This is a genomic window from Methylomonas sp. AM2-LC (assembly GCF_039904985.1).
Taxonomy (GTDB): domain Bacteria; phylum Pseudomonadota; class Gammaproteobacteria; order Methylococcales; family Methylomonadaceae; genus Methylomonas.
In genome coordinates, this window is sequence record NZ_CP157005.1 from 3,969,209 (window position 1) to 3,993,456 (window position 24,248).

A 24,248-nucleotide genomic window follows, 5' to 3' on the forward strand; every position below is an offset into this window, starting at 1 on the left:
GTTCATTTCCATTCTTGGTAGTAAAGTGATTTTCACTAAACTGTATTTAAAATACCAGACTTATTACTTAAGATCTGTACGCTATCACACTTACATAACTACACGTAGTTTAAAATCCAAATAAAATACAATTTGAGTTATCCAATTTATTTCCCAAGTAATGCATTGTGATACTGCTGTTCTGAAAATCGTAGCCTAAATCAATACCAATTCGTTTAATAGCCATCTCTAACGCTATCTTAGTGCATTGTAAATGCTTACGTTGCACCGCTTTTCGCGCAGGTCGTCTAGAACAGTGTTAGGCTAAATTTCCTCCGGGTCAAAAAAATCATTATCGATAATTTTTACTTCGTAATAGCTTTTAGTCTGCACACCAACATTGTACTTATGCATCAGATCAACAAGCTTAGAACCATCCACTAAGATTATTTTGTGATGTGCATCTCTGGCTTTTGCTTTTGCCTTTTCATCAAAAGTTGAAGTAGTCACAAAGATACCTTTCCGGGTATCGCCACTCATAGCTCCGATAAAATTGCGTATATCAGTTTCACGGACTTTATTTTCGCTATACCGCTTGGCTTGAATATATATTTTGTCAAGCCCAAGCTGATCTTCGTTAATAATGCCATCAATCCCGCCATCACCGGACTTGGCTGTTTCTATAAAGTCGCCATACCCCATTTTTTTAAGCAAAATCAAAATTATCTTTTCAAACGCATACGGATCAACCTCTTTAAGCTTTGAAAGTAGCTCATCTTTTACTTCTCGCTCGATCTTCTCAAACCCAGAATCAATTAAATCCTGTGGACTTGCGTTTACTACGATTGTTTGATCTGATGCAGACTTACTTTCTGGTTCATAAAAAGTAATGACATTCGATTGAATGTCATTGATAGATACATTTTCTGACTTGGTAGATTTCCCCTTCTCGGTAATCTGAACGTAGCCTCGTTGTGGATAGTGAACTAACCCGCCTTTCTTCAGATAGGACTTTCCCCAATTAATTCGATTTTCGATTAAACGATCCCCACTTTTGGTAATCACCTCCAGCAGTTCCTGTGGTAAGTTAGAATAAAAACGATCCACTACAAGCCGAACCAAATCACGACCCTTTATGATTTCACCATCTTTAAGCACTTCCAAAATTGGTAGAAAGGTTTCATTAAACTTCGGTAATTCCATTAATTTTCCGTTCTTGCAGTTTGATATGTAAAATTAAATGCATAAAGGTCTGTTGGTCCGCTATGCAACCTTTGTCAATCGGTTATTTGAACATTATACGCAAATGGGTAGTATCGAAAATGGCGAATATTTGGAACATTCCAGTTTGGCTAGAGACGGAAGTTAGGAAAAGAGACAAGGTTTGTGTTTATTGTGGGCTTGATTTTACGCCTGCCAAAGTATCCAGGAGGTCAGCAGCTAGCTGGGAGCACATCATTAACGATGCAAAAATTATCACTAGAGAAAATATTGTTCTTTGTTGTTGCGGGTGCAATGCCAGCAAGGGACAAAAGCAGCTCTCTGTATGGTTGCAATCAAAATACTGCAAAGATCGAGGTATTACCCCTGGTTCAGTCGCCCCAATAATCAAACAGGCAATCTCAAATGGTCAATAAGACGCGCATGCCGGTGTTTTTTTCGGATTCATAAGTGAAATTCTATCAATTAGAATATGCTAATAAACAAGTCTGCATATTGCTTGACTAATTCAGCATGATTTTCACCTTTTGGAATAGGTTCCAACTCTATAGGACATTGCGCCATTTTCCTTACTTACTGCCTGATCGTTAACGTTTATCATCGGCTAACTTTAAAGCCTTATTAGGATTGGGCTTAGATGCTTTGATGGTGGTATCAGATAGCGCCATTGGGGGTATCTCCTGGGGGTATATTTGGTGTTTTTGGGGGTGTTTTTTAAATATACCCCGTTTTATACCCCCAGTTTTTGCGGATGTCAACGCACCTTGGCACACATCATTGGACGAAAAAAGGCAATAAAAAACCCGCTAAGCCTAATGACTTGCGGGTTTTAATATGTTCTTGGACTTCTTAAAGCTTTTCTTTGGTACCGAGGGTCGGAATCGAACCGACACTCCTTTCGGAACCGGATTTTGAATCCGGCGCGTCTACCAGTTTCACCACCCCGGCAAAGAAAAACGGCATTATACTCTTTTTTTTAACTATGCAAAATGTTTTTTTAAGCTTCCAGCACTACTGCGTTTTTCAGTTTTTTCATGGCATTCTGTTCAAGCTGTCTGATACGCTCTGCGGATACCTTATAGCGCTCGGCCAGATCGTGCAAGGTGGCTTTTTCTTCATTTAACCAGCGGCTAGCCAAAATATCGCGACTTCTGTCGTCCAGATTAGCCATAGCCAGCATTAATTTTTCTTCCTTACTCTCTTCCCAATCAGATTTTTCCAACAAAACAGCAGGATCGGCACCGTGCTGTTCCAGATAGGCAATGGGGGCAATACTATGCTCATCGCCATTGTCATCATGAGCTGGCTCTAAGCCAACATCTTGACCATCCAAACGCATTTCCATTTCGTAAACGGTTTTAATATCGACGTTCAGGTTTTCAGCAATGGCTTCCGCATCATCTTGAGACAAATGAGTTAAGTCTTTTTTCATTTTACGCAGATTAAAAAACAGCTTGCGTTGTGCCTTAGTGGTAGCCACTTTAACAATACGCCAGTTTTTAATCACAAACTCGTGTATTTCAGCTTTAATCCAATGCACAGCAAAAGACACCAAGCGAATACCTAAATCTGGGTCGAAACGTTTTACGGCTTTCATCAAACCAATATTGCCCTCTTGAACAATGTCAGCCAAAGGTAAACCGTATCCGGCATAGCCTCTGGCAACATGTGCAACAAAACGCAAATTGGACATCACCAGTTCGCGAGCGGCATTGATATCGCCTTCGTCACGATAACGGATAGCCAGCTCTTGCTCTTTTTCTACCGTTAATTGCGGTATTTGAGCAATGAGGTTTAAATAAGCATCAAAAGTCCCGACCGATAAATTGATCGGTAAAGCCAAATTGTTATTCATAAACACCCCGTATAAGCAAAGAATTTTTAAGTTGTTAGAATTTTAGCACTCACCTGACAAGAGTGCTAATAATTTTAAAAGTTCATTTTTTGCAAACTGTGTGCTACATCAAATTATTAATCGTTTCTTAATTTCTTGCGCGAAAAAGACTGTCTATCCGCAACAAGCTTAGGAAGAACAACCTTTTTCATCATCAACCTATCATTAACAGTCTGTAATCACTTTAACGACGATTAATTTTTAGTAGGAATTACACGACACTACGATGACTACCTTTACGAAAAAGGCTTAAAGTCGTTAAAATGACCTCTATAATAAATAGAATCTCCTAAACTCAAAGCGACTCACATCATCATGTCAGCAACCGATAGCTCAGCACCATCGAATTTTATTCGCCATATTATTGCTACTGATCTGGCAAACCACAAAAATCAGGGCAAAGTGGCCACCCGCTTTCCGCCAGAACCCAATGGTTATCTGCATATTGGACACGCAAAATCAATTTGCCTTAACTTTACACTAGCCATTGAAAATCAGGGTACCTGTAATTTACGTTTTGACGATACCAACCCAGAAAAGGAAAGCATCGAGTATATGGAATCCATAGAACGCGATGTGCTATGGCTGGGTTTTACTTGGGCGGCTAAATATCATGCCTCTGATTATTTCGAACAATTATATGATTATGCCATCCAGCTGATTAAACAAGGCGATGCCTATGTAGATAGCTCTAGCCCGGAACAAATCCGTGCAGATCGCGGCACCTTAACCGAACCAGGCAAAGAAAGCCCTGACAGGCAACGTTCAATTGCCGAAAATCTGGATTTATTTACCCGCATGCGCGCAGGTGAGTTTGCGGATGGCGCTTACGTATTACGCGCCAAAATCGACATGACTTCTCCCAATGTCAATATGCGCGACCCTACTATCTATCGTATCCGCCGAGTTCATCACCAACGTACCGGTAATGATTGGTGTCTGTATCCGATGTACGATTACACGCATTGTATTTCCGATGCCTTGGAAGGCATAACCCATTCCATTTGTACGCTGGAATTTGAAGATCACAGACCTTTATACGATTGGGTACTGGATAAATTGCAAACCCCCTGTCATCCACAACAAATTGAATTTGCACGACTGCAACTGGAATACACCATAGTCAGCAAACGCAAATTACTACAATTGGTAACAGAAAAACACGTCAACGGTTGGAGCGATCCCCGCATGCCAACTATCTCAGGTTTGCGTCGGGCTGGTTTTACTCCAGAGGCGATTCGTAATTTCTGCGAACGCATCGGCGTCACCAAAAAAGACTCATGGATTGAAATGGGGGTACTGGAAAACTGTATCCGCGAAAATCTTAACGAACACGCCCCCAGAGCAATGGCAGTTTTAAAACCATTGCGTGTAGTTATCAGCAATTGGGAGACCGATAAAACTGAAACCTACCAAATTGCCAACCACCCACAAAAACCGGAACTGGGCAGCCGTGAAGTAACATTCTCCAACACTATTTTTATAGAACAGGATGATTTTGCGGAAAACCCACCCAAAGATTTTAAACGCTTAACCACGGGTAGCGAAGTGCGTTTACGCGGCTCTTACGTGATCAAGTGTGACGAAGTGATTAAAGATGCAGAAGGCAATGTCATTGCCCTGCACTGTAGTTACGATCCGGCTACACTGGGCAAAAATCCAGAAGGACGCAAGGTAAAAGGTGTTATTCACTGGGTATCGGCTGCGCATTCGTTTACGGCTGAATTACGCTTATATGATCGTTTATTCAGCCATCCTAATCCAGATACACTGGATAACTTTCTGGACGGATTGAATCCCAACTCTCTGGAAATACTGTCTGATTGCCGCCTGGAAGCTTCTTTAGCCACAGCTACACCTGATACTCGTTATCAATTCGAACGTACTGGCTATTTTTGTGTAGATTCTGAAGATAGTACGCCTGAGAAACCGGTATTTAATCGTACCGTCACATTACGCGATAGCTGGGTTAAATAAGGTAAAGCGCCATGCTGGATTTGCAAAAGCTGCTCAAGCATCTGGAACAAGAGACCGGACAGACTTTGCAACAGGCGCGTTTAAGCAGTATTGGCGGTGGGGATATTAACAGTGCCTACCAACTTCAGGCATCAGGACATAATTGGTTTATTAAAGTCAATAGTGCGCATTTACTGGATATGTTTGTTGCTGAAGCCTGCGGCTTGCAGGCTTTAGCAGACAGCCATACCTTACGCATCCCCAAAACTATCACTCACGGCAGCTTACAAAATCATGCTTATCTGGTTTTAGAGTATATAGAATTAAGCCCATTACGTGGCGCTAGCCTTAGCCGATTTGGCGAACAACTGGCACATCTGCACAAATCTACCCAAGCTTATTTTGGCTGGACACACGACAACACCATAGGCTCTACCCCGCAATCCAATCGTCAACACGCTGATTGGATAAGCTTTTGGCAACAGGAACGCTTAGCGAAACAATTACAGCTTGCTGCCGCCGATGGCTACCACGGCAGCTTACAAACACAAGGTGAAAAACTACTGGTCAAACTAGCCAGCTTTTTTACCGATTACCAACCTTATCCCTCTTTGTTACATGGTGATTTATGGGGTGGTAATGCAGCAGTAGATGCAAACGGAAATCCGGTGATATTTGATCCGGCCTGTTATTTTGGTGATCGCGAAACAGATATTGCCATGACAGAACTGTTTGGCGGTTTTGGTGCCGAATTTTATGCTGCTTATCATGCTACCCTGCCTCTGGATGCTGGTTACAAAACCCGAAAAACCCTCTATAACCTTTATCACATCCTTAACCATTTGCATTTATTTGGCTCGGGCTATTTACGGCAAGCAACCAGCATGATTGAGCAATTATTGGCAGAGTTGGGATAGCGTTAACCTGCAAATTACGCTGTCAATTCAACCTAAAAAACAACCTTACTCACAATAATCCATTGTTTAACAAGACTTTTAGCTTCATTTGCGCGAAAATAGGCGTATTGACTGTTAAAAACTTGCTCCCCAACTATGTATAAATATGAAGGCCTGCTGATTCATCAAAGCCATGATGAGCAGGGTGTTATCGAAATTGTTGATCAGGCAGGCGTGCGCGCCTTGCATTTTGGCTCGCACGCCCGCCAGAGCAGCATGCTGCTAACCGATCCCAATCGCCTACATTCCTTGTATGCACGGGCTATGATGGCAGGCTTGCTATTTAACGACCAACCCAAAGATGTATTGATGATAGGCTTAGGTGGCGGCACCATCGCTAAATTTTTACTGCATCAATTCAGCAAATGTCGCGTTAAAGCAGTGGAATTTCGTAGTAGTGTTTTAAAAGTGGCCCGCAGCCATTTTGGCTTGCCACTTGATCCACGCCTAAAAATCAAAATTGGCTGTGGAGCCCAGCACGTCTATCAAGCGAGCCGTGAAAATAGCGAACTGCATGATGTAATCATGATAGATGCCTATGATCACGCCGGCATGGCTCCAGAAGTGAGCAGTCAAGTGTTTTTTGATAACTGTCGAACTTTGCTAGCAAAAGACGGTCTGCTAATCATCAATTTATGGGGCACCGATAAAGATATGTTTCAGCAAGTGAGCTGGAATATGGGACTTGTTTTTCAGCAACGTATGTTATTTTTACCCGTACGCAGCCGTGGTAATGTGATAGGCTTCGCCTTTGGTGAAAACATGCACAAACCCACCTTTAAAGACTTGATTCAAAAAGCCAAACTGCTAGAACAACGTTACCAATTGGAATATTTACTATTCTTGCAGGACTTTAAACGCCACAACCCTAACGCCCTTACCCGAGTACTAAAATCGTGAACTTCAACGCAGCCAATATTTTTGGCTACAAAAAATACTGGGCGCATCGCTTCGGCCCCGCTTCTGAACTTCCCATGAGCCTGACAGAAATGCACCAGCTAGGTTGGGATGCCTGTGACATTATACTGGTCACCGGCGATGCTTATGTCGATCACCCCAGCTTTGGCATGGCGGTAATAGGCCGAGTATTAGAAGCACAAGGCTTTAGGGTGGGAATTATTTCCCAACCAGATTGGCACAGTGCCGAGGATTTTAAAAAACTGGGGCAACCAAAACTGTTTTTTGGTGTAACCGGCGGCAACATGGATTCCATGGTAAATCGCTATACCTCTGATAAAAAAATCCGCTCCAATGATGCATATACGGCACAGGGCGCAGCGGGCAAACGCCCGGATCGAGCAGTAAACGTCTACGCGCATCGCTGCCGCGAAGCCTATAAACAGGTACCCATCATTATTGGCGGCATAGAAGCCAGTTTACGCCGCATGGCGCATTACGATTACTGGTCTGACACTGTACGTAAATCTATTTTACTGGATTCTAAAGCGGATTTATTGGTGTATGGCAATGCCGAACGGCAAATTGTAGAAATCGCTCAGCGTCTGGCAAAAGGGGAAACGGTTGCCGATCTAAAAGGTATTCGGGGCACAGTACATTTTGTAAAACAAATACCGCAGGGCTGGATAGAGAAAGACTCATCGGATATTGATAAACCCGGCGCGATCATCACGCATCACAATCCATATCAGGAAATGCCGGAGTGTGATAAAAAACCCGCCAGCGACAGCAACGAACAAGTGCTGCAATTTAAGCCGATTGCCAATTCTCAACGCAACAAAACCGTGATTCGTTTACCTGCTTATGAAGTGGTAAAAGATGATCCTATACAATATGCGCATGCCTCAAGAGTAATGCACGGCGAAACCAACCCTGGCAATGCCCGTGCCTTAATCCAGCGCCACGCCAACCGCGAGGTTTGGATTAATCCGCCGCCCTACCCGTTAACTACCGAAGAGATGGATGGCGTTTTTGATCTGCCTTATTCACGCCTGCCGCATACCGAATACGGCAAAGCCAATATACCCGCCTTTGAGATGATCCAGCATTCGGTGTTGATTATGCGCGGCTGCTTTGGTGGTTGTAGTTTTTGCTCAATAACCGAGCATGAAGGCCGCATTATTCAAAACCGTTCTGAAGATTCTATTATTCGCGAAATCGAAGCAATTAGAGATACTTCGCCCAACTTCACTGGTCATATTTCCGATTTGGGTGGGCCGACTGCCAATATGTGGCGTCTGGCCTGCAAAGATGCAGAGATTGAAGCATCATGCCGCAAACCCTCCTGTGTGTTTCCGGGTATTTGTCACAATCTCAATACCGATCAAACGCCACTCATTAAACTGTATCGACGTGCTCGTGCCATTCCAGGCATTAAGAAAATTTTTATTGCTTCCGGTTTACGCTATGACATTGCCGTGGAAAATCCAGAATATGTCAAAGAACTGGTCACCCACCATGTTGGCGGTTATTTAAAAATTGCCCCAGAACATACCGAACAAGGCCCATTGTCTAAAATGATGAAGCCTGGCATGGGTAGTTACGACCGATTCAAACAAATGTTTGATAAATATTCCAAAGAAGCAGGCAAGGAACAATATCTAATACCGTATTTTATCGCCGCACATCCGGGTACGGAAGATACCGATATGCTTAATCTGGCACTATGGTTAAAACGTAACGGCTTTCGGGCAGATCAGGTACAGGCGTTTCTGCCCTCACCCATGTCCATAGCCACAGCCATGTATCATTCGGGCAAAGACACCCTGCAAAAAGTGAGTCGACAAAGTGCTAATATTTCCATACCCAAAAGCATTAAACAAAGACGTTTACATAAAGCGTTTTTACGCTATCACGACCCCAAAAACTGGCCATTGTTGCGCGAGGCACTTAAAGAAATGGGCAGAGTTGATTTAATTGGTAATGGTAAACAACATTTGGTACCCAGCTTTCAACCCAAAGACAACCCATCGACAGGACAAAAACCGCTGTTAAAAACTCAGGCATTTAAAACCAAATACACCACAAATAAACCCAAATCCGGCAAACAGAAACCGATGCTAACGGGTAAAGCGCGGTAAATCATAGCGACGGCTTAACGAATACCCCTACACAATGGTACTATATTGCTTTACCACACCAAAGCCGCGCCGGTAACGGTAAGAGGCGGCTACTAGCAATGGACATTGGTCTTATTGTCATTTTGATATTTATAAACGGTCTGTTCGCCATGTCAGAAATGGCATTAGTTTCATCTGGAAAAGCTCGCTTGCAAAAGCTGGTGGATGAACGGCGGGCAGGAGCTAAATCCGCACTTAAACTGCATCAGGAACCCAATCGGTTTTTATCGACAATCCAGGTAGGTATTACTCTGGTAGCTATTGTTAATGGTGTATTGGGTGATGAGGCTTTCACCGGGCCAATTTATCAACAACTGCATAAAATACCTATCATCGCACCGCATGCCGATGTGCTATCCAGGGTATTAACCGTTATTTTGATTACCTATTTAACTGTGGTTATCGGCGAACTGGTACCCAAACGTTTGGCATTATTGCGACCAGAAGGCATAGCCGTTATCGTTGCCCGCCCCATGAATCTATTGGCCATTATTGCCAGTCCATTAGTCTGGTGGCTATCCAGTTCCAGCAATCTACTGCTACGACTGATGCGCGCCAATCGCCCCCCCGAAACCACCGTCAGTAATGAAGAAATTAAAATATTGATGGAAATTGGTTCCGAAACAGGCGTATTTCATGCCAGCGAAGGCACTCTGGTTGCCAATATTCTACGCTTGGATGAACAACGGGTAGGCGCCATTATGACCCCGCGCAAAGACATTTTCTGCATTGACTTAGCTGAAACAGCAGAAGATGTGCGGCATAAAATCGCCGAAAGCAGCTATTCCAGAACAGTCATCTGCAAAAACGGCCTGGAAAACGTACTGGGCATTTTGGATCGTAGCGATTTATTAAAAACCGTGATGAACGGTGCCGCTTTGGATATTATTGAGCATCTGCGCCCGGCATTGTATGTACCGGAATCGATGACACTGGTTTATCTTCTAGAGTTTTTCCGCAAAAACCATGCTGATTTTGCCCTGATCGTCAATGAATACGGCGAAACAGAAGGCTTGGTAACACTAGGTGATGTACTATCTGCCATTGTCGGCGATCTGCCTAGTATTGAATCGGAACTTGACCCAGATGTAGTAAGGCGCGAAGATGGTTCCTGGCTGGTCGATGGCGGATTATCCATCAAACGTCTCAAAACTGTCATCGGCATGAATGCCTATTTCCCAGGAGAAGTCACCAATGCCTATAACACTGTAGGCGGATTTATCCTTTTTCAACTGGAAAAAATTCCGCGCGTTGCAGACCATTTTGTCTACACCGACTGGTATTTTGAAGTGGTGGATATCGACGGTATTCGCATTGACAAAGTATTAATTATCCCCAAACAGCCATTGGAAACAGCCAGCTAACACCAACCTACCCAACAGGAGACTGTATTTGTATACCCCCTCAATCGATAACACGATGATCATGAAATGCGTGGCCTATAAAAATGGGCAGGCGTTGGGAGACCTGACCATTGCAGACATCAGCGAAGCGCTGAAAGATAAAGAAACTTTTGTGTGGTTGGGTTTGCGTGAGGCGGACAGCGAGTTGTTGCGTAACATCCAGGAAGAATTTGGTTTGCACGAACTGGCAGTTGAAGATGCTCTCACCGCTCATCAGCGCCCCAAAATCGAACAATACGGTGATTCGCTGTTTTTAGTTCTGCACACTGTCATACTCGATGAAGAGTGCGTCAATTTTGGAGAAACGCATATTTTTGTCGGCAACCGCTTTGTTGTCACGGTGCGCCATGGTTCCTCCATAAGCTTAAACAAAGTACGCAAACGTTGCGAAGCCAAACCCGCACAAATGCAAAAAGGCTCCAGCTTTGTACTTTATTCCATCATGGATTTTATTGTCGATAGCTACATGCCAGTTGTAGAAGGTTTACAACAACGTTTTGATGTACTGGAAGAAGCTATTTTCCAGCAACGTCCTAGTCGCCAAACGTTGGAAGGGCTATACGAATTAAAACGGGAACTGTTAAGCCTGCACGCAGCAATTACGCCCTTAATTGATATTTGCAACGAATTAATGCGCTTTCATAATGGCTTTATCCATAAAGACGTGCGCGTCTATTTTCGCGACATTGCCGACCATATTAAGCGTATAGACCAATCCATCGACGCTACCCGCGAAATGCTGATTGCCGCTATGCAAGTGCATCTAACATTTGAATCAGTACGTCAAAACGAAGTGGTAAAAGGACTGGCAGGCTGGGGCGCAATTTTAGCCATCCCAACCATGGTGTTCAGCTGGTACGGAATGAACTTTAAATATATGCCCGAACTGGATTGGCCCTACAGCTACCCCGCTGTGGTAGGTGGTGTGTCGTTATGTAGTTTAATGTTGTATATTCGACTAAAGCGACGCGGATGGATTTAACGCTTTTCAGGTAACTGCCAAACCTGCATTTATAACTAAAACATCTTGCGTATTATGCAAAAGCACTTTACGCAAGACTAAGAACATAAGTCAGCTAAACAGCCAAGTTTTATACCTTACGGCGTTTAATAAACCCAAAACCCGCCAATGCCGATGACATTAGCCAGAACGCGCCAGGTACTGGCACTGCCGCTACCTGAGCCGTACCCACAAAGCCCCAAGTGCCATCAGTAGTACCCACAATAGTACCCTTATCGTTTATCCCAAAAATTTGGGTATTGGACTGTGTGCTGTTAGGATCATCAATACTGGCATTGACATTATTGGTTCCAAAATTATGATTAGTTAAATCATACACAAAACCATGGTCTAGCCCATTAGCATCCTGATAATAACCCACCACTTCACCCAATTTATTTACACCAGTCACCACTGTCAGTTCCGCGAGATTAGTGGTATTACCCAGCACATTGGGATCGGTAATGCTAGTCCAGGTACTGCCATCATAAACATAACCCTGCTCTATACCGTTAGTATCAACATAAGTACCCGCAATATAGCCGTTGCTGCTGATAGCATTGGCCGAAATACTACTAGCGCCGCTAATACCAAAAGCTAAATCGGTATAACCCGAAGTAGTGGTATTGTATTCAAAAATATATTGACTACCGTTCCGCAGAGTAGAAACACCTACCGCAGTACCTGCATCGTTAATGCCACCCACCACCGTTGTAGCGTTTGTGCTGCCGTGCAGATTGTTGTCTACCAGTGTTACCGTTGGTGCTGCACTGCCATAATTGGCGGCATTAGAGTAAAAACTGGAAGTTCCAACGCCAATAGTATAAGTTCCAACAATACCGCCTGCCGAATTAATGCCGCTAACAACGGTTCCAGCAGAATTAGATCCGTCACCATAAATAACGGCAGAGCTACCCGCAAAACCGCCATGACCCGCCCCACTCAGATTGGTATCGTTGATGGTGCCAGCGATGGTACCGTTATTATTGATCGCCAAAAAGCTATTTAAAACGTTATAGCCACCGTTAATGGGGTTACCATCATTACCACCGTAAACACCACTAGTAGGATAACTTAAGGTATAGGTGCCGGTATCCGCTTGAGCAACAACGCCTGTCATCAACAAGCAAGCGGCACCCGTGACTATTAATGCATTTTTCTGCATGCTTCCGGTGATTTTAATTTTGTACATAAAAATTTCCTTTGAGTTAATTGCAATTAAACTAAATTGAATAAACAGCGGGAATCACCCTGCTAATTAGTAGCAAAGCATAAACAGGCTGTTATCTGGTGTTAAATTAATAGTTAAGATATACATGGATACTGGGTTTAACCCGCATAAATCCATAGGATGAAATATTGAAAAAGGCTAAACACTTAATAGCCAAACATCAGTATTTTAAGAAAATTACAAAAAGTTACTGCTCACTCCGCACTTGGTAAGCCTAGTGGAACCACGAATGAATTGAGCGATACGACATACCAATTACAGACTAACTTAATGTTCAGTACTTTTCTAACGTTCTAAGTTAAGTTTTGATTGAATTTTCTATGCATCCCAAGTTAATAGTTTGCATAAGTAATGCCAAATGAATAAATATGATATTTATCATCAATATAACAATATAATTTTTATACCAATTAATTAAACTATGTTATTTAACTTAATTATCAAATTTAATTGCGTGAAATAACATAGTTTTTAATAATTAAATCTATGTAGCCTGGATGTAGCAAAGCGGAATCCGGGTATCGGCACAAAATAAGCTAACACCCTATAAAACAAACCAAACCTTCCAACCATTTTGATACGACAATCGTGAAAGCAATCTGCTTCGAACCCCGGATTGCGCTGCGCTACATCCAGGCTACATTTAATACCTTACATGCTGCCGGTTTTTCCGTGTACATCCATCCACAAATGCGGCAAACCTAGCTCTTCCAGCCACGCCGGACCATCGGCTTCTTTCAACATAGCTATAGTAGAAGCACTACCCGCCACCAAGCAAAAATCGGCAACCACACTCACACTAGCCATATGCTTTGCAGGCCAGCCGGTAAAAGGATTAATAATATGACTATAACGTTCGCCATTAATCACCATGCATCGCTCATAATCGCCACTACAAGCCAAAGCACCGTTAAACAATTCCAGATTCGCTAATACCTCACCCTTAATACGCGGATGCTCAATGCCCGCATGCCAAGGGCTACCATCTGGATGAGGGCCGACAATACGAATATCGCCACCCAAATTAATAAACCCATGGCGTATACCGGCATCCTGACAAATCACCGCTGCCCGATCTGCTGCATATTCCTTAACCACCCCACCCAAATCAATCTCCAAACCCGGCACTGGAAAACGCAACAGTGGCGCTTCCCAAACCAGCTTCTGCCAACCTACAGTAAGCAATAATGCATCAATCGTTTCCTGAGCTGGCACTTGCGCCTGATCAAAACGCCAAGCGCGGCGCAACACCCCCGAAGTAACATCAAACAAACCATCGCTATTCTCATAACAAGTAGCCGCATAATTAAATAAGCCGGCCGTTTCTTCGTCCAACCTAATCTCACCACCCTGCGCAGCAGTACGATTTATATTACTTAACAAGCTTTCCGGCAAATAGCGCGAATACAATTGCTCCAAGCGCGAAACATCCGCATGCACCAGTTCCGACACCTTACGCCCCGCCTCTTCGCTGCTGGCATAACACTGCATACTGCACACTGTCCCCATGGCTTTAAACCGATAATTAAACAAACCAAGTTTCTTACGTTGCGGGGTCATGGCGGTAAAGGATAAGAACTAAAACGACAATCATATAAAATCTCATAGCACAACACAAAAGGAACAGTCAAAAAAAACGTAGCCTGGATGCAGCGCAGCGGAATCCGGGTGTCGGCTTCGAGGTGATAACACACTTAACAATCGCCCCAATTTCAGGCATCCGTTAAAAGGCATAACTCCAAGAAGCAGATAACGCCCCAACCCTGTCTGCCTGATAGCCATTGACATAGGTATAAACCGGTTGCAACCATTCAAAACCAAAAGTATTGCCAGCAAAATTGCCTTTGGGTATGGTGGCGGATAAGCCAACACCCACATCTGCATAGCTGCCACCATAGTTTTGCGGATATTGGTTTGGCATATTGGCCCAGGTAGAGACTCCAAGTGCTCCACCATTCAGATATTGACCATTAATGGCGCTTTGCGCGGTATACACACCGCGCACAGTACTGCTTAACCAGTCGGTCAGGTGATAACCACCCCAGGCAGTACCCTGCCATAAATCACCCAAAGCCCAGCCGTGGCTACTAACGGCTTGCAAGCGATGCGTACCGCTAAACTGTCCACCCCAGAACCAGTCATCCTGTTCACCTGTATATGTCAGGCTAGGTTTATAATCCCAAGTACCACTACCGGATTGCATATCATAGGAATAATAGTTAAACGAATTCCACTCATAACGGGTATTGATTGTACCGGTGGGTATGCTGATACCCTGAGTTAAATGCACATGATGTCCATCGCCATCGAACAAGCGGAACAACATATAAGCCCCCGTATCGCCAAAACCACCACTTTGCTGATGATCTCGGCCAGTCCAGGTTTCCATACCTCCCCCCATCATCATCATCATTTGCGACGTCATTAAGGACATATCCATTTTCATGCTCATATCCACAAACTGCGGCATCAACATTAAATTCAACCAATCGGTGGGTGCGTACATTAAATCCAGCATATGCATATTCATGCTCATTTTGCCGGGCGGCATTAAACAGGTGGCTGTGCTGAACACAGACAAACCAACTGAACCATGCTGTTTTGGACAGGCGGTATTTTGTACCTGTGCAAAATCGACTTTTTGACTGCCATGCAATAAATCCCCACCCACATCACTTTGCATAAAGCGGTATCCCAACATCCACTCACCGGGCTGATCCTGCATATGCGCAAACATTACCCCAGCTGGGGTTGGATTATGCGAGTGGTGTGCGCTGTGATTGGCATGCTCCGTTGGCGCAGTGCTGTCGTCGAACCAGCCCTCCAGCATACTGCCGCTATCAAACAGGGTACTGACTAGTTTTAACTTACCCAGATTGGCATGCAACGCAGCATTGACCGTATACGAGTGAAAGTCAGTATAATCGCCAGAGCCACCGCCACCCATTTTTAACGCGCTGTTGTGGGTGTAGTATTCAAAACCCAATTCCATACTTAAACCCTTGGCAAATTGCTTTGCCAGGGAAACTCCACCACTCAAGGTACCATAGGCCGATAAGCGCTGGTCGCTGGAATAGTTCTTCGGTGTATTAATAACGGTACTAGAATCAATACCACCATTAGGACAACCATTGATAGGTGAACAATAGGTAAAAAAATACGGCGCGTAAAAAGAGGCCGCAGATTGCGAGTAGTAACGCACATGCGGGGTAAGCAACCAACTACCCCCCAAATCTTGTCGCCATTCCCCATCAAAAGTATGGGAGCTAATTCCCCAATCGTCCCTAAAATAACTGTAACCCAATTTAGCCGCCGCATTAACGGCAGGCATATAATGCAAAAAGCTGCCATCCCAGGTAAACTGGTTACGTAACTCTGGGCGCTGTTCCGCCACCCAATCCCCTAAAATCGACATCTGTACACCCGGCAAGGTGTTACTGTTCACATTATAATAAGAAAGCCCATCTGTTCGCCAGTTAGGATCGAGCACAAACATGCTCACCGATTTATACGGGTTAGACTGAAAGCCGGTACTGCGGGTGTAACTAAAACCAGCATTAAACACATCGTTTTTATTCATTACCTGACTAAAGGCCAAGGTAATAGCGACATCGCGGCGGTTGGCGTTCAACCTGCCCGGCGTTAGGGTATAAGCCGGATTCATCAGATTGTAATTGGTCCAGCTTTGATTGTAAGCGTGGGTATCGCTACTGGTATAACTCAAGCCCAAATTGACGGCGGTTTGTTTCTGGTTAAATTCCAGCTTAGTGTTCAGATTGGCAAAGTTGGACTGGTAATCAGGCTCGTTAGAGGTACCCGCACCCATATCCAGCGCGGCATTGTCCCAATCGTAACCCAGTTTCATATCAATTTGATGGCGACTTTCCGGTGAGGCATAGCCCAGAAGATGCTGTAGACGGTTATCCCGCACTAGCTTACCTGGCGCAATGCCGCTAACAGAACCATCAGGATTCAACAAATAATTATAACTATCCTGCCGTAGAAAATGCCCTTGTGCGTCAAAAAACTGATATTGTTGCATTGCTTCATAAGATGGCGAGGCTGTACCTAAAGTTGAAGGTCCAAAACCACCCACCGCCAAAGGCATGGTATTCATAGGTGTAGCACCAGACCAGACATCGTGATTATAGTTAAAAGCAAAACGCACCCGATCATTCAGTCGAAAACGCGTAAAACCGTGTTCACTATTAGCGGTGAGTGGTTGATATTGATTGGTGAAAGGCACACGCTTGCCATTAGAGAATGTATCTCCTTGTGAATCGGTGGTTTGACCCGGAGCATACAACGGCCGCTTGCCCTCTTCATAATGACTAAACTGATAACCTACCTCGTCTTCATCAGTATCGGCATGCGCCTGGCTAAGCATGCCGGGCAGGGTGAGTGCAGATAGGCAAAGCACTTTTATTAGGGCTTTGGGCTTTGGTTTGTGCGTATTGGCCGGGGCGCGAACCAAAGATTGTGCCAATGCAGCCCGACAAGCGGCGACTTGGGTTAGCAGGCGTGGCACTTTGTTTATCGGTAACGCTGTTGGTTTTTTAGTTACAACCACAGCCACCTCCAGAGGCACCGGAACTGGCAGCACCGGCCGCTTCGCGGCTGGCGTAGTTATGTTGGCGAATGGCCGATTGTAAGGGTAATGGGTCTGCCGCCATGACCGGTTTGGCCAGATTGCCCCGTTCCCAGGGTTGTACTTCCGTGCATGCGCAGGATAGAGTGCCCAGTGTTAGGATTAGGGGCAGAGTCAGGTTGTGCATGGGTTTTGCTCCTTTTTTTAATTCTTTCCTGCCAATTTGGGTTTTTAATTGGCAGGGGTGGTTTGCTTCGAACCCCGGATTTCGCTTACGCTACATCCAGGCTACAAAACCCAGGATATGGGTGCGCTTGGTTTTACGTAGCCTGGATGTAGCAAAGCGGAATCCGGGTGTCGGCTTTTGGGTGTTAACACCCTTTACAACTTTTTTAACCAAGCCTGTTTTGGGTAATAACACCCTCAACAATCGCTCTAAATCCAGTAATCGATTAAAAGGCATAACTCCAGGTAGCCGATAACGCGCCAGCTCTATCTAACTGGTAGCCGTTGACATAGGTATAGAGGGGTTGTAGCCATTCGAAGCTGGCGCTATTGCCAGCGTAATCGCCTTTGGGGACGGTGGCTGTAACACCAAACCCGGCATCGGCATAGCTGCCACCGTAGTTTTGTGAGAACTGATTCGGCATATTGCCCCAAGCGAAAGAACCATAATTAGATCCATCCGGATAACTACCGTGTATGGCGCTTTGCGCACTGTAAACACCGCGAACAGTACCGCTTAACCAGTTGGTGAAACGATAACCACCCCAACCGGTGCCCTGCCAAATGTCCCCTAACGACCAGCCATGACCGCTAATAGATTGCAAGCGGTGCGTACCGCTAATTTGTGCACCCCAGTACCAGTCATCCTGCTCCCCGGTATAAGTAAGACTGGGTTTGTAATCCCAGGTACCGCTACCCGCTTGCATATCGTAGGAGTAATAACCAAAATTACTCCATTCATAGCGGGTGGTTACGGTACCTGTAGGGATACTAATTCCTTGGGTTAAATGCACATGATGACCATCGCCATCCCATAAACGCAATAGCGCATAGGCACCGGTATCACCAAAACCGCCACTCTGCTGTTGGTCTCTTGCAGTATAGCCATACATACCCCAAGCCTGCATCATGGTAGACATCGGCATAGCGGACATATCCATTTTCATACTCATATCCACAAACTGTGGCATCAGCATTACATTCAACCAATCAGTAGGGGCATACATCAAATCCAGCATATGCATGTTCATGTTCATACTGGTTGCAAACATGTCACAATGATTTTTGAATAAACTCGCATTATTACCACCACCACCAGGACATGGTGCTGTGAGCAGTTCAGACCGATTAGCCGGTTGACTGCCATGCAACATAGTGCCACCCTGATTGCTTTGCATAAACCGATAACCCAACATCCACTCACCTGGTTGATCCAGCATATGAGCAAACATTACCCCTGCTGGCGCGTTGGCGTGCTGATGCGCATGCTGATGCGCTGCATGTTCTGGCGGGGTTGCGGAATTACTATTGTTATCGAACCAGCCATCAAACAGACTGCCACTGTCGAATAAATTAGTGACACTGGCCAGTTTACCCAAACTGGCATGTACACCAGCATTGACTGTGTAATAATCAAAATTGGTATAATCGCCACTGCCGCCACCGCCAATTTTAAGAGCGCTTTTATGGGTGTAATATTCAAAACCCAACTCTAAACTTAAGCCTTTGGCAAATTGCTTGGATAAGGAGACGCCACCACTGAGCGTACCGTATGCAGAAAGGCGCTGATCGCTGGAAAAGGCATTGGGGGCGCCGTAATTATTATTTGGATCGAACTGAGTACAGCCATTACAATAGGAAAAAAAATAGGGACCATAAAAACTGGCTGCCGATTGCGAGTAATAACGCACATGCGGCGTCAGCAGCCAACTGCCGCCCAAATCCTGCCGCCATTCGCCATCAAAGGTGTGGGCATTAATCCCCCAGTCATCCATAAAAAAACTGTAACCCAGTTTAGCCGCCGCATTTAAGGACTCCATATAGTGCAAATAACTGGTATCTAAAGTCAGCTGGTTGCGCAACTCGGGACGCTTTTCGGTCTGCATTGCTCCGCCAGATGCATACTGCACGCCCGGTAAGGCATCGGCTGCTAGTCCGTTAAAATTATTGTTACGCCAATTAGGGTCCAAATAAAACATAGTAACGGATTTATACGGATTCGATTGAAATCCGGTAGTTCGGGTGTAACCCAAGCCCGCAGTCCACACATCGTTTTTATTCATCACCTGACTTAAGCTAAAGGTAAAAGCCGCATCACGTCGGTTACCAATAATGCGCTTATCCAAATTATCAACAATACCGCCATCGTTAATATTCGCGGCATTCTGTACGTTTGCGGGACTCAGAAAATCTGTAGGCCCCCACCTTGAGGTAAGCGCTCGGGTATCACTACTGGTATAACTAAGGCCGAAATTCAGCGTGGTTTGCTTCTGGTTAAAATCCAGCTTGCTGGCAAGATTAGCAAAACGTGATTCATAATCCGGTTCGATAGAGGTGCCTGCGCCGGCATCCATTGAAGCATTGTCCCAGTCGTAGCCTAATTTCATATTGACCTGATCGCGACTTTCTGGTGAGGCGTAACCCATAATATGCTGCAAACGGTTATCGCGGGTGAGTTGACCGGGTACCAAGGCAACCACATTACCGTTATTATCCAGAACATTGGCAAATTGGGTAACCGCCAGATAATGGCCTTGTGCATCGAAAAAATTACCAGTCTGCAGTGGTGCATTATAAGAGCTAGCCCCCCCCCATATACCCAGCAGCAGCAGTATTCGGACCAAAGCCCCCCACTAATAACGGTCGTGTACTTAATGGTGTAGCGCCAGACCACACATCATGGTTAAAATCGAACGCCACGCGGGTACGATCATTAAGGCGAAAACGTGCAAAAGCGTGTTCGGTGTCGGCTGTTAACGGCTTATATTGATTGATTAAAGGCTTGACCTGCCCTAAATTGACGTAACTGCCGGTTGCATCCAAAGTAGTTACGGGATAAACCAAAGGACGTACACTTTCTTCATAATGGTTTAATTGATACCCCACCTCTTCATCGGTATCGGCTTGCGCCTGACTAAGCATTCCGGGTAAGCTGAGTGCGGATAGGCAAAAGGCTTTTATCAGGGTTTTGGGTTTTGCTTTGCGAGTATTGGCCGGGGCGCGGACGAAAGAATGTGCCAAGGCGGCGCGACAGGCGGCGACCTGGGTTAGCAGGCGTGGCACAGTGTTTACCGGTAACGCTGTTGGTTTTTTAGTTACAACCACAGCCACCTCCAGAGGCACCGGAACTGGCAGCACCGGCCGCTTCGCGGCTGGCGTAGTTATGCTGGCGGATGGCCGATTGTAAGGGTAATGGGTCTGCCGCCATGACTGGTTTGGCCAGGTTACCGCGTTCCCAAGGTTGTACTTGTGTGCATGCGCAGGATAAAGCGCCCAGTATTAGGAATATGGGCAGGGTTAGGTTGTGCATGGGTTTGGCTCCTTTTTTTAATTCTTTCCTGCCAATTTGGATTTTTAATTGGCAGGGGTGGTTTGCTTCGAATCCCGGATTTCGCTTACGCTACATCCAGGCTACAAAACCCAGGATATGGGTGCGCTTGGTTTTACGTAGCCTGGATGCAGCGTAGCGGAATCCGGGTGTCTGCTTTGGGGTGTTAACACCCTCGATAATCTCTCTAATTTCAGGCATCCGTTAAAAGGCATAACTCCAGGTAGCCGATAACGCTCCAGCTCTATCTAACTGGTAGCCATTGACGTAGGTATAGAGGGGTTGTAGCCATTCGAAGCTGGCGCTATTACCGGCGTAATCGCCTTTGGGGACGGTGGCTGTAACACCAAACCCGGCATCGGCATAGCTACCACCGTAGTTTTGTGAGAACTGATTCGGCATATTACCCCAAGTGAGAACACCATAATTAGAACCATCTGGATAACTGCCATGTATGGCGCTTTGTGCACTGTAGACACCGCGCACGGTACCGCTTAACCAGTTAGTGAAACGATAACCACCCCAACCAGTACCCTGCCAGATATCGCCTAACGACCAGCCATGACCGCTGATGGATTGCAAGCGGTGTGTCCCGCTAATTTGTGCGCCCCAGTACCAATCTTCCTGTTCTCCGGTATAGGTCAGGCTGGGTTTGTAATCCCAGGTACCGCTACCGGCTTGCATATCGTAAGAATAATAACCATTCATATTCCATTCATAACGGGTGGTCACTGTACCTGTGGGGATACTAATACCTTGGGTCAAATGCACATGATGACCATCGCCATCCCATAAGCGCAACAGCGCATAGGCACCGGTATCACCAAAACCACCACTCTGTTGTTGGTCTCGCGCAGTATAGCCATACATGCCCCAAGCCTGCATCATGGTGGACATCGGCATAGAGGACATATCCATTTTCATACTCATATCCACAAACTGTGGCATCAGCATTACATTCAGCCAGTCTGTGGGGGCATACATCACATCCAGCATATGCATATTCATACTCATGCTGCTTGCAAACATGTCACATTGATTTTTGAATTTACTCCCTAAGCCAAATACCTTTCCACCCGGACATGGTGCTGTTAGCAGTTCGGTCCGATTTGCGGGCTGGTTACCATGCAACATAGTGCCACCCTGATTACTTTGCATAAACCGATAGCCCAACATCCACTCGCCGGGTTGATCCAGCATGTGGGCAAACATTACCCCTGCGGGCGCGTTGGCGTGCTGATGCGCATGCTGATGCGCGGCATGCTCTGGTTGGGTAGCCGAACTGCTATTGTTATCGAACCAGCCATCAAACAGACTGCCACTGTCGAATAAATTAGTGACACTGGCCAGCTTACCTAAACTGGCATGTAGGCCGGCGTTGACCGTGTAATAATCAAAATTGGTGTAATCGCCACTGCCGCCACCGCCGATTTTAAGGGCGCTTTTATGCGTATAATATTCAAAACCCAGCTCCAAACTTAAGCCTTTGGCAAATTGCTTTGATAAGGAGACACCGCCGCTCAACGTACCATAAGCAGAAAGGCGCTGATCGCTGGAAAAGGCATTTGGGGCACCGTAAACTTTATTGGGATCGAACTGAGTACAGCCACCATTACAATAGGAAAAAAAGTAAGGGCCATAAAAACTGGCTGCCGATTGCGAGTAATAGCGTACATGCGGCGTCAGCAGCCAACTGCCGCCCAAATCCTGTCGCCATTCACCATCAAAGGTGTGGGCATTAATCCCCCAGTCGTCCATAAAAAAACTGTAACCCAGTTTAGCCGCAGCATGTAAGGGCTGCATATAATGCAAATAACTGGTATCCAAAGTCAGCTGATTGCGCAACTCGGGACGCTTTTCGGTTTCCATGCCTCCGCCATTGGCATACTGCACACCTGGAAAGGCATCGGCTGCTAGCCCGTTAAAATTATTGTTTCGCCAGTTAGGGTCCAAATAAAACATAGTGACTGATTTATAGGGATTCGATTGAAAACCGGTGGTACGGGTGTAGCCCATCCCAGCAGTCCACACATCGTTTTTATTCATCACCTGACTTAAGCTAAAGGTAAAAGCCGCATCACGTCGGTTGCCAATAATGCGCTTATTCAAATTATCAACAATACCGCCATCGTTAATATTCGCGGTATTCTGTACGTTTGCGGAATTCAGAAAATCGGTAGCCCCCCATCTTGAGGTAAGCGCTCGGGTATCACTATTGGTATAACTAAGGCCGAAATTCAGCGTGGTTTGCTTCTGGTTAAAATCCAGCTTGCTGGCAAGATTAGCAAAACGGGATTCATAATCGGGTTCGATAGAGGTGCCCGCACCGGCATCCATTGAAGCATTGTCCCAATCATAGCCCAGTTTCATGTGCACTTGATCGCGACTTTCCGGTGAGGCGTAACCCATAATATGCTGCAAACGGTTATCACGGGTTAGTTGACCGGGTACCAAGGCAACCACATTACCGTTATTATCCAGAACATTGGCAAATTGAGTAACCGCCATATAATGGCCCTGTGCATCAAAAAATTGACCAAACCCCAGTTGTGCATTACTTGGACTAGCACCAGCAGTTAATACCACTCCGGCGCCGTCATGTGGCCCAAACCCCCCCACTAACAATGGTCGTGTATTTAATGGCGAAGCGCCCGACCAGACATCATGGTTAAAATCGAACGCCACTCGGGTGCGATCATTGATACGAAAACGCGCAAAAGCGTGTTCGGTGTCGGCTGTTAAAGGCTTATATTGATTAATTAAAGGCTTAACCTGCCCTAAATATACGTTACTGCCGGTTGAATCCAAGCTGGTAACGGGATAGACCAAAGGACGTACACTTTCCTCGTAATGATTTAATTGATAACCCACCTCATCTTCCTCGGTATCCGCATGTGCTTGGCTGAGCATGCCGGGCAGGGTGAGTGCGGATAGGCAAAAGGCTTTTATCAGGGCTTTGGGTGTTGGTTTGCGGATATTGATCGTAGGGCGAACGAAAGATTGCGCCAGGGCGGCCCGACAAGCGGCGACTTGGGTTAGCAGGCGTGGCAAAGTGTTTACGGGTAACACTGTTGGTTTTTTAGTTACAACCACAGCCACCTCCTGAGGCACCGGAGCTGGCGGCACCGGCGGCTTCGCGGCTGGCGTAGTTATGCTGGCGGATGGCCGATTGTAAAGGTAGTGGGTCTGCCGCCATGACCGGTTTGGCCAGATTACCGCGTTCCCAGGGTTGTACTTCGGTACATGCGCAGGATAGAGTGCCCAGTGTCAGGAATAGGGGCAGGGTCAGGTTGTGCATGGGTTTGGCTCCTTTTTTTAAAACTTTCCTGCCCATTTAGTTTTTTGGTGGCAGGGGTGGTTTGCTTCGAACCCCGGATTTCGCTGCGCTGC

General features: G+C 45.7%; 19 protein-coding genes and 1 tRNA gene. 7 read left to right on the forward strand and 13 right to left on the reverse strand.

What is annotated here, in order from left to right; genetic code table 11:
• Positions 1 to 303: 303 nt before the first annotated feature.
• Positions 304 to 1,182 (reverse strand): restriction endonuclease, encoded by an 879-nt coding sequence (locus ABH008_RS17635; RefSeq protein ID WP_347986921.1) that lies wholly within the window; start codon positions 1,180 to 1,182, stop codon positions 304 to 306.
• Between the two features lie 37 nt (positions 1,183 to 1,219).
• Between ABH008_RS17635 and ABH008_RS17640 the strand changes: the two genes are divergently transcribed.
• Positions 1,220 to 1,348 carry a hypothetical protein gene (locus tag ABH008_RS17640; protein ID WP_347986922.1) on the forward strand — a complete coding sequence of 43 codons (129 nt, stop codon included), beginning with the start codon at positions 1,220 to 1,222 and terminating at the stop codon, positions 1,346 to 1,348.
• A 715-nt stretch (positions 1,349 to 2,063) separates the two neighbouring features.
• On the opposite strand, the gene ABH008_RS17645 is transcribed toward ABH008_RS17640, so the two are convergent.
• Positions 2,064 to 2,148 (reverse strand) — tRNA-Leu (locus tag ABH008_RS17645).
• Positions 2,149 to 2,197: 49 nt separating this feature from the next.
• The gene (gene rpoH, locus ABH008_RS17650) at positions 2,198 to 3,055 is read right to left on the reverse strand and encodes an RNA polymerase sigma factor RpoH (protein WP_347986923.1); all 858 of its coding nucleotides are present in this window, start codon (positions 3,053 to 3,055) and stop codon (positions 2,198 to 2,200) included.
• A gap of 354 nt (positions 3,056 to 3,409) precedes the next feature.
• Between rpoH and ABH008_RS17655 the strand changes: the two genes are divergently transcribed.
• The 6 genes from ABH008_RS17655 to corA all read left to right on the forward strand — a co-directional run bounded on the left by ABH008_RS17655 (position 3,410) and on the right by corA (position 11,468).
• Positions 3,410 to 5,071, forward strand: coding sequence for a glutamine--tRNA ligase/YqeY domain fusion protein (locus ABH008_RS17655; protein ID WP_347986924.1), 1,662 nt, complete (start codon positions 3,410 to 3,412; stop codon positions 5,069 to 5,071).
• A gap of 11 nt (positions 5,072 to 5,082) precedes the next feature.
• Entirely contained in the window at positions 5,083 to 5,967 is an 885-nt protein-coding gene (locus tag ABH008_RS17660) for a fructosamine kinase family protein (protein WP_347986925.1), read from the forward strand.
• Between the two features lie 135 nt (positions 5,968 to 6,102).
• Positions 6,103 to 6,906: a spermine synthase gene (locus tag ABH008_RS17665; protein ID WP_347986926.1), complete on the forward strand. Its 804-nt coding sequence runs from the start codon at positions 6,103 to 6,105 to the stop codon at positions 6,904 to 6,906.
• Positions 6,903 to 9,044 (forward strand): YgiQ family radical SAM protein, encoded by a 2,142-nt coding sequence (locus ABH008_RS17670; RefSeq protein ID WP_347986927.1) that lies wholly within the window; start codon positions 6,903 to 6,905, stop codon positions 9,042 to 9,044. Before ABH008_RS17665 ends, ABH008_RS17670 begins: the two co-directional genes overlap by 4 nt.
• A 98-nt stretch (positions 9,045 to 9,142) precedes the next feature.
• On the forward strand, positions 9,143 to 10,447 hold the full coding sequence (locus tag ABH008_RS17675; protein WP_347986928.1) for a hemolysin family protein: 1,305 nt from the start codon (positions 9,143 to 9,145) through the stop codon (positions 10,445 to 10,447).
• 55 nt (positions 10,448 to 10,502) lie between these two features.
• A complete protein-coding gene (corA, locus tag ABH008_RS17680; RefSeq protein WP_347989991.1) occupies positions 10,503 to 11,468 on the forward strand; it encodes a magnesium/cobalt transporter CorA in 966 nt (321 codons plus the stop codon).
• A gap of 109 nt (positions 11,469 to 11,577) precedes the next feature.
• Here the strand turns inward: corA and ABH008_RS17685 are convergent, their stop codons facing one another.
• From ABH008_RS17685 to ABH008_RS17730, 10 genes are all read right to left on the reverse strand, one after another.
• A complete protein-coding gene (locus ABH008_RS17685) occupies positions 11,578 to 12,678 on the reverse strand; it encodes a VPLPA-CTERM sorting domain-containing protein (RefSeq protein ID WP_347986929.1) in 1,101 nt (366 codons plus the stop codon).
• A gap of 690 nt (positions 12,679 to 13,368) precedes the next feature.
• Positions 13,369 to 14,277, reverse strand: coding sequence for an FAD:protein FMN transferase (locus ABH008_RS17690; protein ID WP_347986930.1), 909 nt, complete (start codon positions 14,275 to 14,277; stop codon positions 13,369 to 13,371).
• Between the two features lie 163 nt (positions 14,278 to 14,440).
• Positions 14,441 to 17,287 carry a DUF3570 domain-containing protein gene (locus ABH008_RS17695; protein ID WP_347986931.1) on the reverse strand — a complete coding sequence of 949 codons (2,847 nt, stop codon included), beginning with the start codon at positions 17,285 to 17,287 and terminating at the stop codon, positions 14,441 to 14,443.
• A complete protein-coding gene (locus tag ABH008_RS17700; RefSeq protein WP_347986932.1) occupies positions 17,274 to 17,492 on the reverse strand; it encodes a DUF4266 domain-containing protein in 219 nt (72 codons plus the stop codon). Before ABH008_RS17700 ends, ABH008_RS17695 begins: the two co-directional genes overlap by 14 nt.
• A gap of 90 nt (positions 17,493 to 17,582) precedes the next feature.
• On the reverse strand, positions 17,583 to 17,768 hold the full coding sequence (locus tag ABH008_RS17705; RefSeq protein WP_347986933.1) for a hypothetical protein: 186 nt from the start codon (positions 17,766 to 17,768) through the stop codon (positions 17,583 to 17,585).
• Positions 17,758 to 20,154, reverse strand: coding sequence for a DUF3570 domain-containing protein (locus ABH008_RS17710; RefSeq protein ID WP_347986934.1), 2,397 nt, complete (start codon positions 20,152 to 20,154; stop codon positions 17,758 to 17,760). The genes ABH008_RS17705 and ABH008_RS17710 overlap by 11 nt, the downstream gene beginning before the upstream one ends.
• Positions 20,111 to 20,635 carry a hypothetical protein gene (locus tag ABH008_RS17715; protein ID WP_347986935.1) on the reverse strand — a complete coding sequence of 175 codons (525 nt, stop codon included), beginning with the start codon at positions 20,633 to 20,635 and terminating at the stop codon, positions 20,111 to 20,113. The genes ABH008_RS17710 and ABH008_RS17715 overlap by 44 nt, the downstream gene beginning before the upstream one ends.
• Positions 20,622 to 20,840 (reverse strand): DUF4266 domain-containing protein, encoded by a 219-nt coding sequence (locus ABH008_RS17720; RefSeq protein WP_347986936.1) that lies wholly within the window; start codon positions 20,838 to 20,840, stop codon positions 20,622 to 20,624. Before ABH008_RS17720 ends, ABH008_RS17715 begins: the two co-directional genes overlap by 14 nt.
• Positions 20,841 to 21,062: 222 nt before the next feature.
• Positions 21,063 to 23,951, reverse strand: coding sequence for a DUF3570 domain-containing protein (locus ABH008_RS17725; RefSeq protein ID WP_347986937.1), 2,889 nt, complete (start codon positions 23,949 to 23,951; stop codon positions 21,063 to 21,065).
• On the reverse strand, positions 23,938 to 24,156 hold the full coding sequence (locus ABH008_RS17730; protein ID WP_347986938.1) for a DUF4266 domain-containing protein: 219 nt from the start codon (positions 24,154 to 24,156) through the stop codon (positions 23,938 to 23,940). The genes ABH008_RS17725 and ABH008_RS17730 overlap by 14 nt, the downstream gene beginning before the upstream one ends.
• Positions 24,157 to 24,248 lie beyond the last annotated feature (92 nt).

Coding starts and splice junctions, on each gene's coding strand:
- ABH008_RS17660 (WP_347986925.1), top strand. CDS start 5,083: ATGCTGGATTTGCAAAAGCTGCTCAAGCATCTGGAACAAGAGACCGGA.
- ABH008_RS17655 (WP_347986924.1), top strand. CDS start 3,410: ATGTCAGCAACCGATAGCTCAGCACCATCGAATTTTATTCGCCATATT.
- ABH008_RS17675 (WP_347986928.1), top strand. CDS start 9,143: ATGGACATTGGTCTTATTGTCATTTTGATATTTATAAACGGTCTGTTC.
- ABH008_RS17730 (WP_347986938.1), bottom strand. CDS start 24,156: ATGCACAACCTGACCCTGCCCCTATTCCTGACACTGGGCACTCTATCC.
- ABH008_RS17700 (WP_347986932.1), bottom strand. CDS start 17,492: ATGCACAACCTGACTCTGCCCCTAATCCTAACACTGGGCACTCTATCC.
- ABH008_RS17685 (WP_347986929.1), bottom strand. CDS start 12,678: ATGTACAAAATTAAAATCACCGGAAGCATGCAGAAAAATGCATTAATA.
- ABH008_RS17690 (WP_347986930.1), bottom strand. CDS start 14,277: ATGACCCCGCAACGTAAGAAACTTGGTTTGTTTAATTATCGGTTTAAA.
- ABH008_RS17705 (WP_347986933.1), bottom strand. CDS start 17,768: ATGCCTTTTAATCGATTACTGGATTTAGAGCGATTGTTGAGGGTGTTA.
- corA (WP_347989991.1), top strand. CDS start 10,503: ATGATCATGAAATGCGTGGCCTATAAAAATGGGCAGGCGTTGGGAGAC.
- ABH008_RS17640 (WP_347986922.1), top strand. CDS start 1,220: ATGCATAAAGGTCTGTTGGTCCGCTATGCAACCTTTGTCAATCGGTTA.
- ABH008_RS17720 (WP_347986936.1), bottom strand. CDS start 20,840: ATGCACAACCTAACCCTGCCCATATTCCTAATACTGGGCGCTTTATCC.
- ABH008_RS17635 (WP_347986921.1), bottom strand. CDS start 1,182: ATGGAATTACCGAAGTTTAATGAAACCTTTCTACCAATTTTGGAAGTG.
- rpoH (WP_347986923.1), bottom strand. CDS start 3,055: ATGAATAACAATTTGGCTTTACCGATCAATTTATCGGTCGGGACTTTT.
- ABH008_RS17665 (WP_347986926.1), top strand. CDS start 6,103: ATGTATAAATATGAAGGCCTGCTGATTCATCAAAGCCATGATGAGCAG.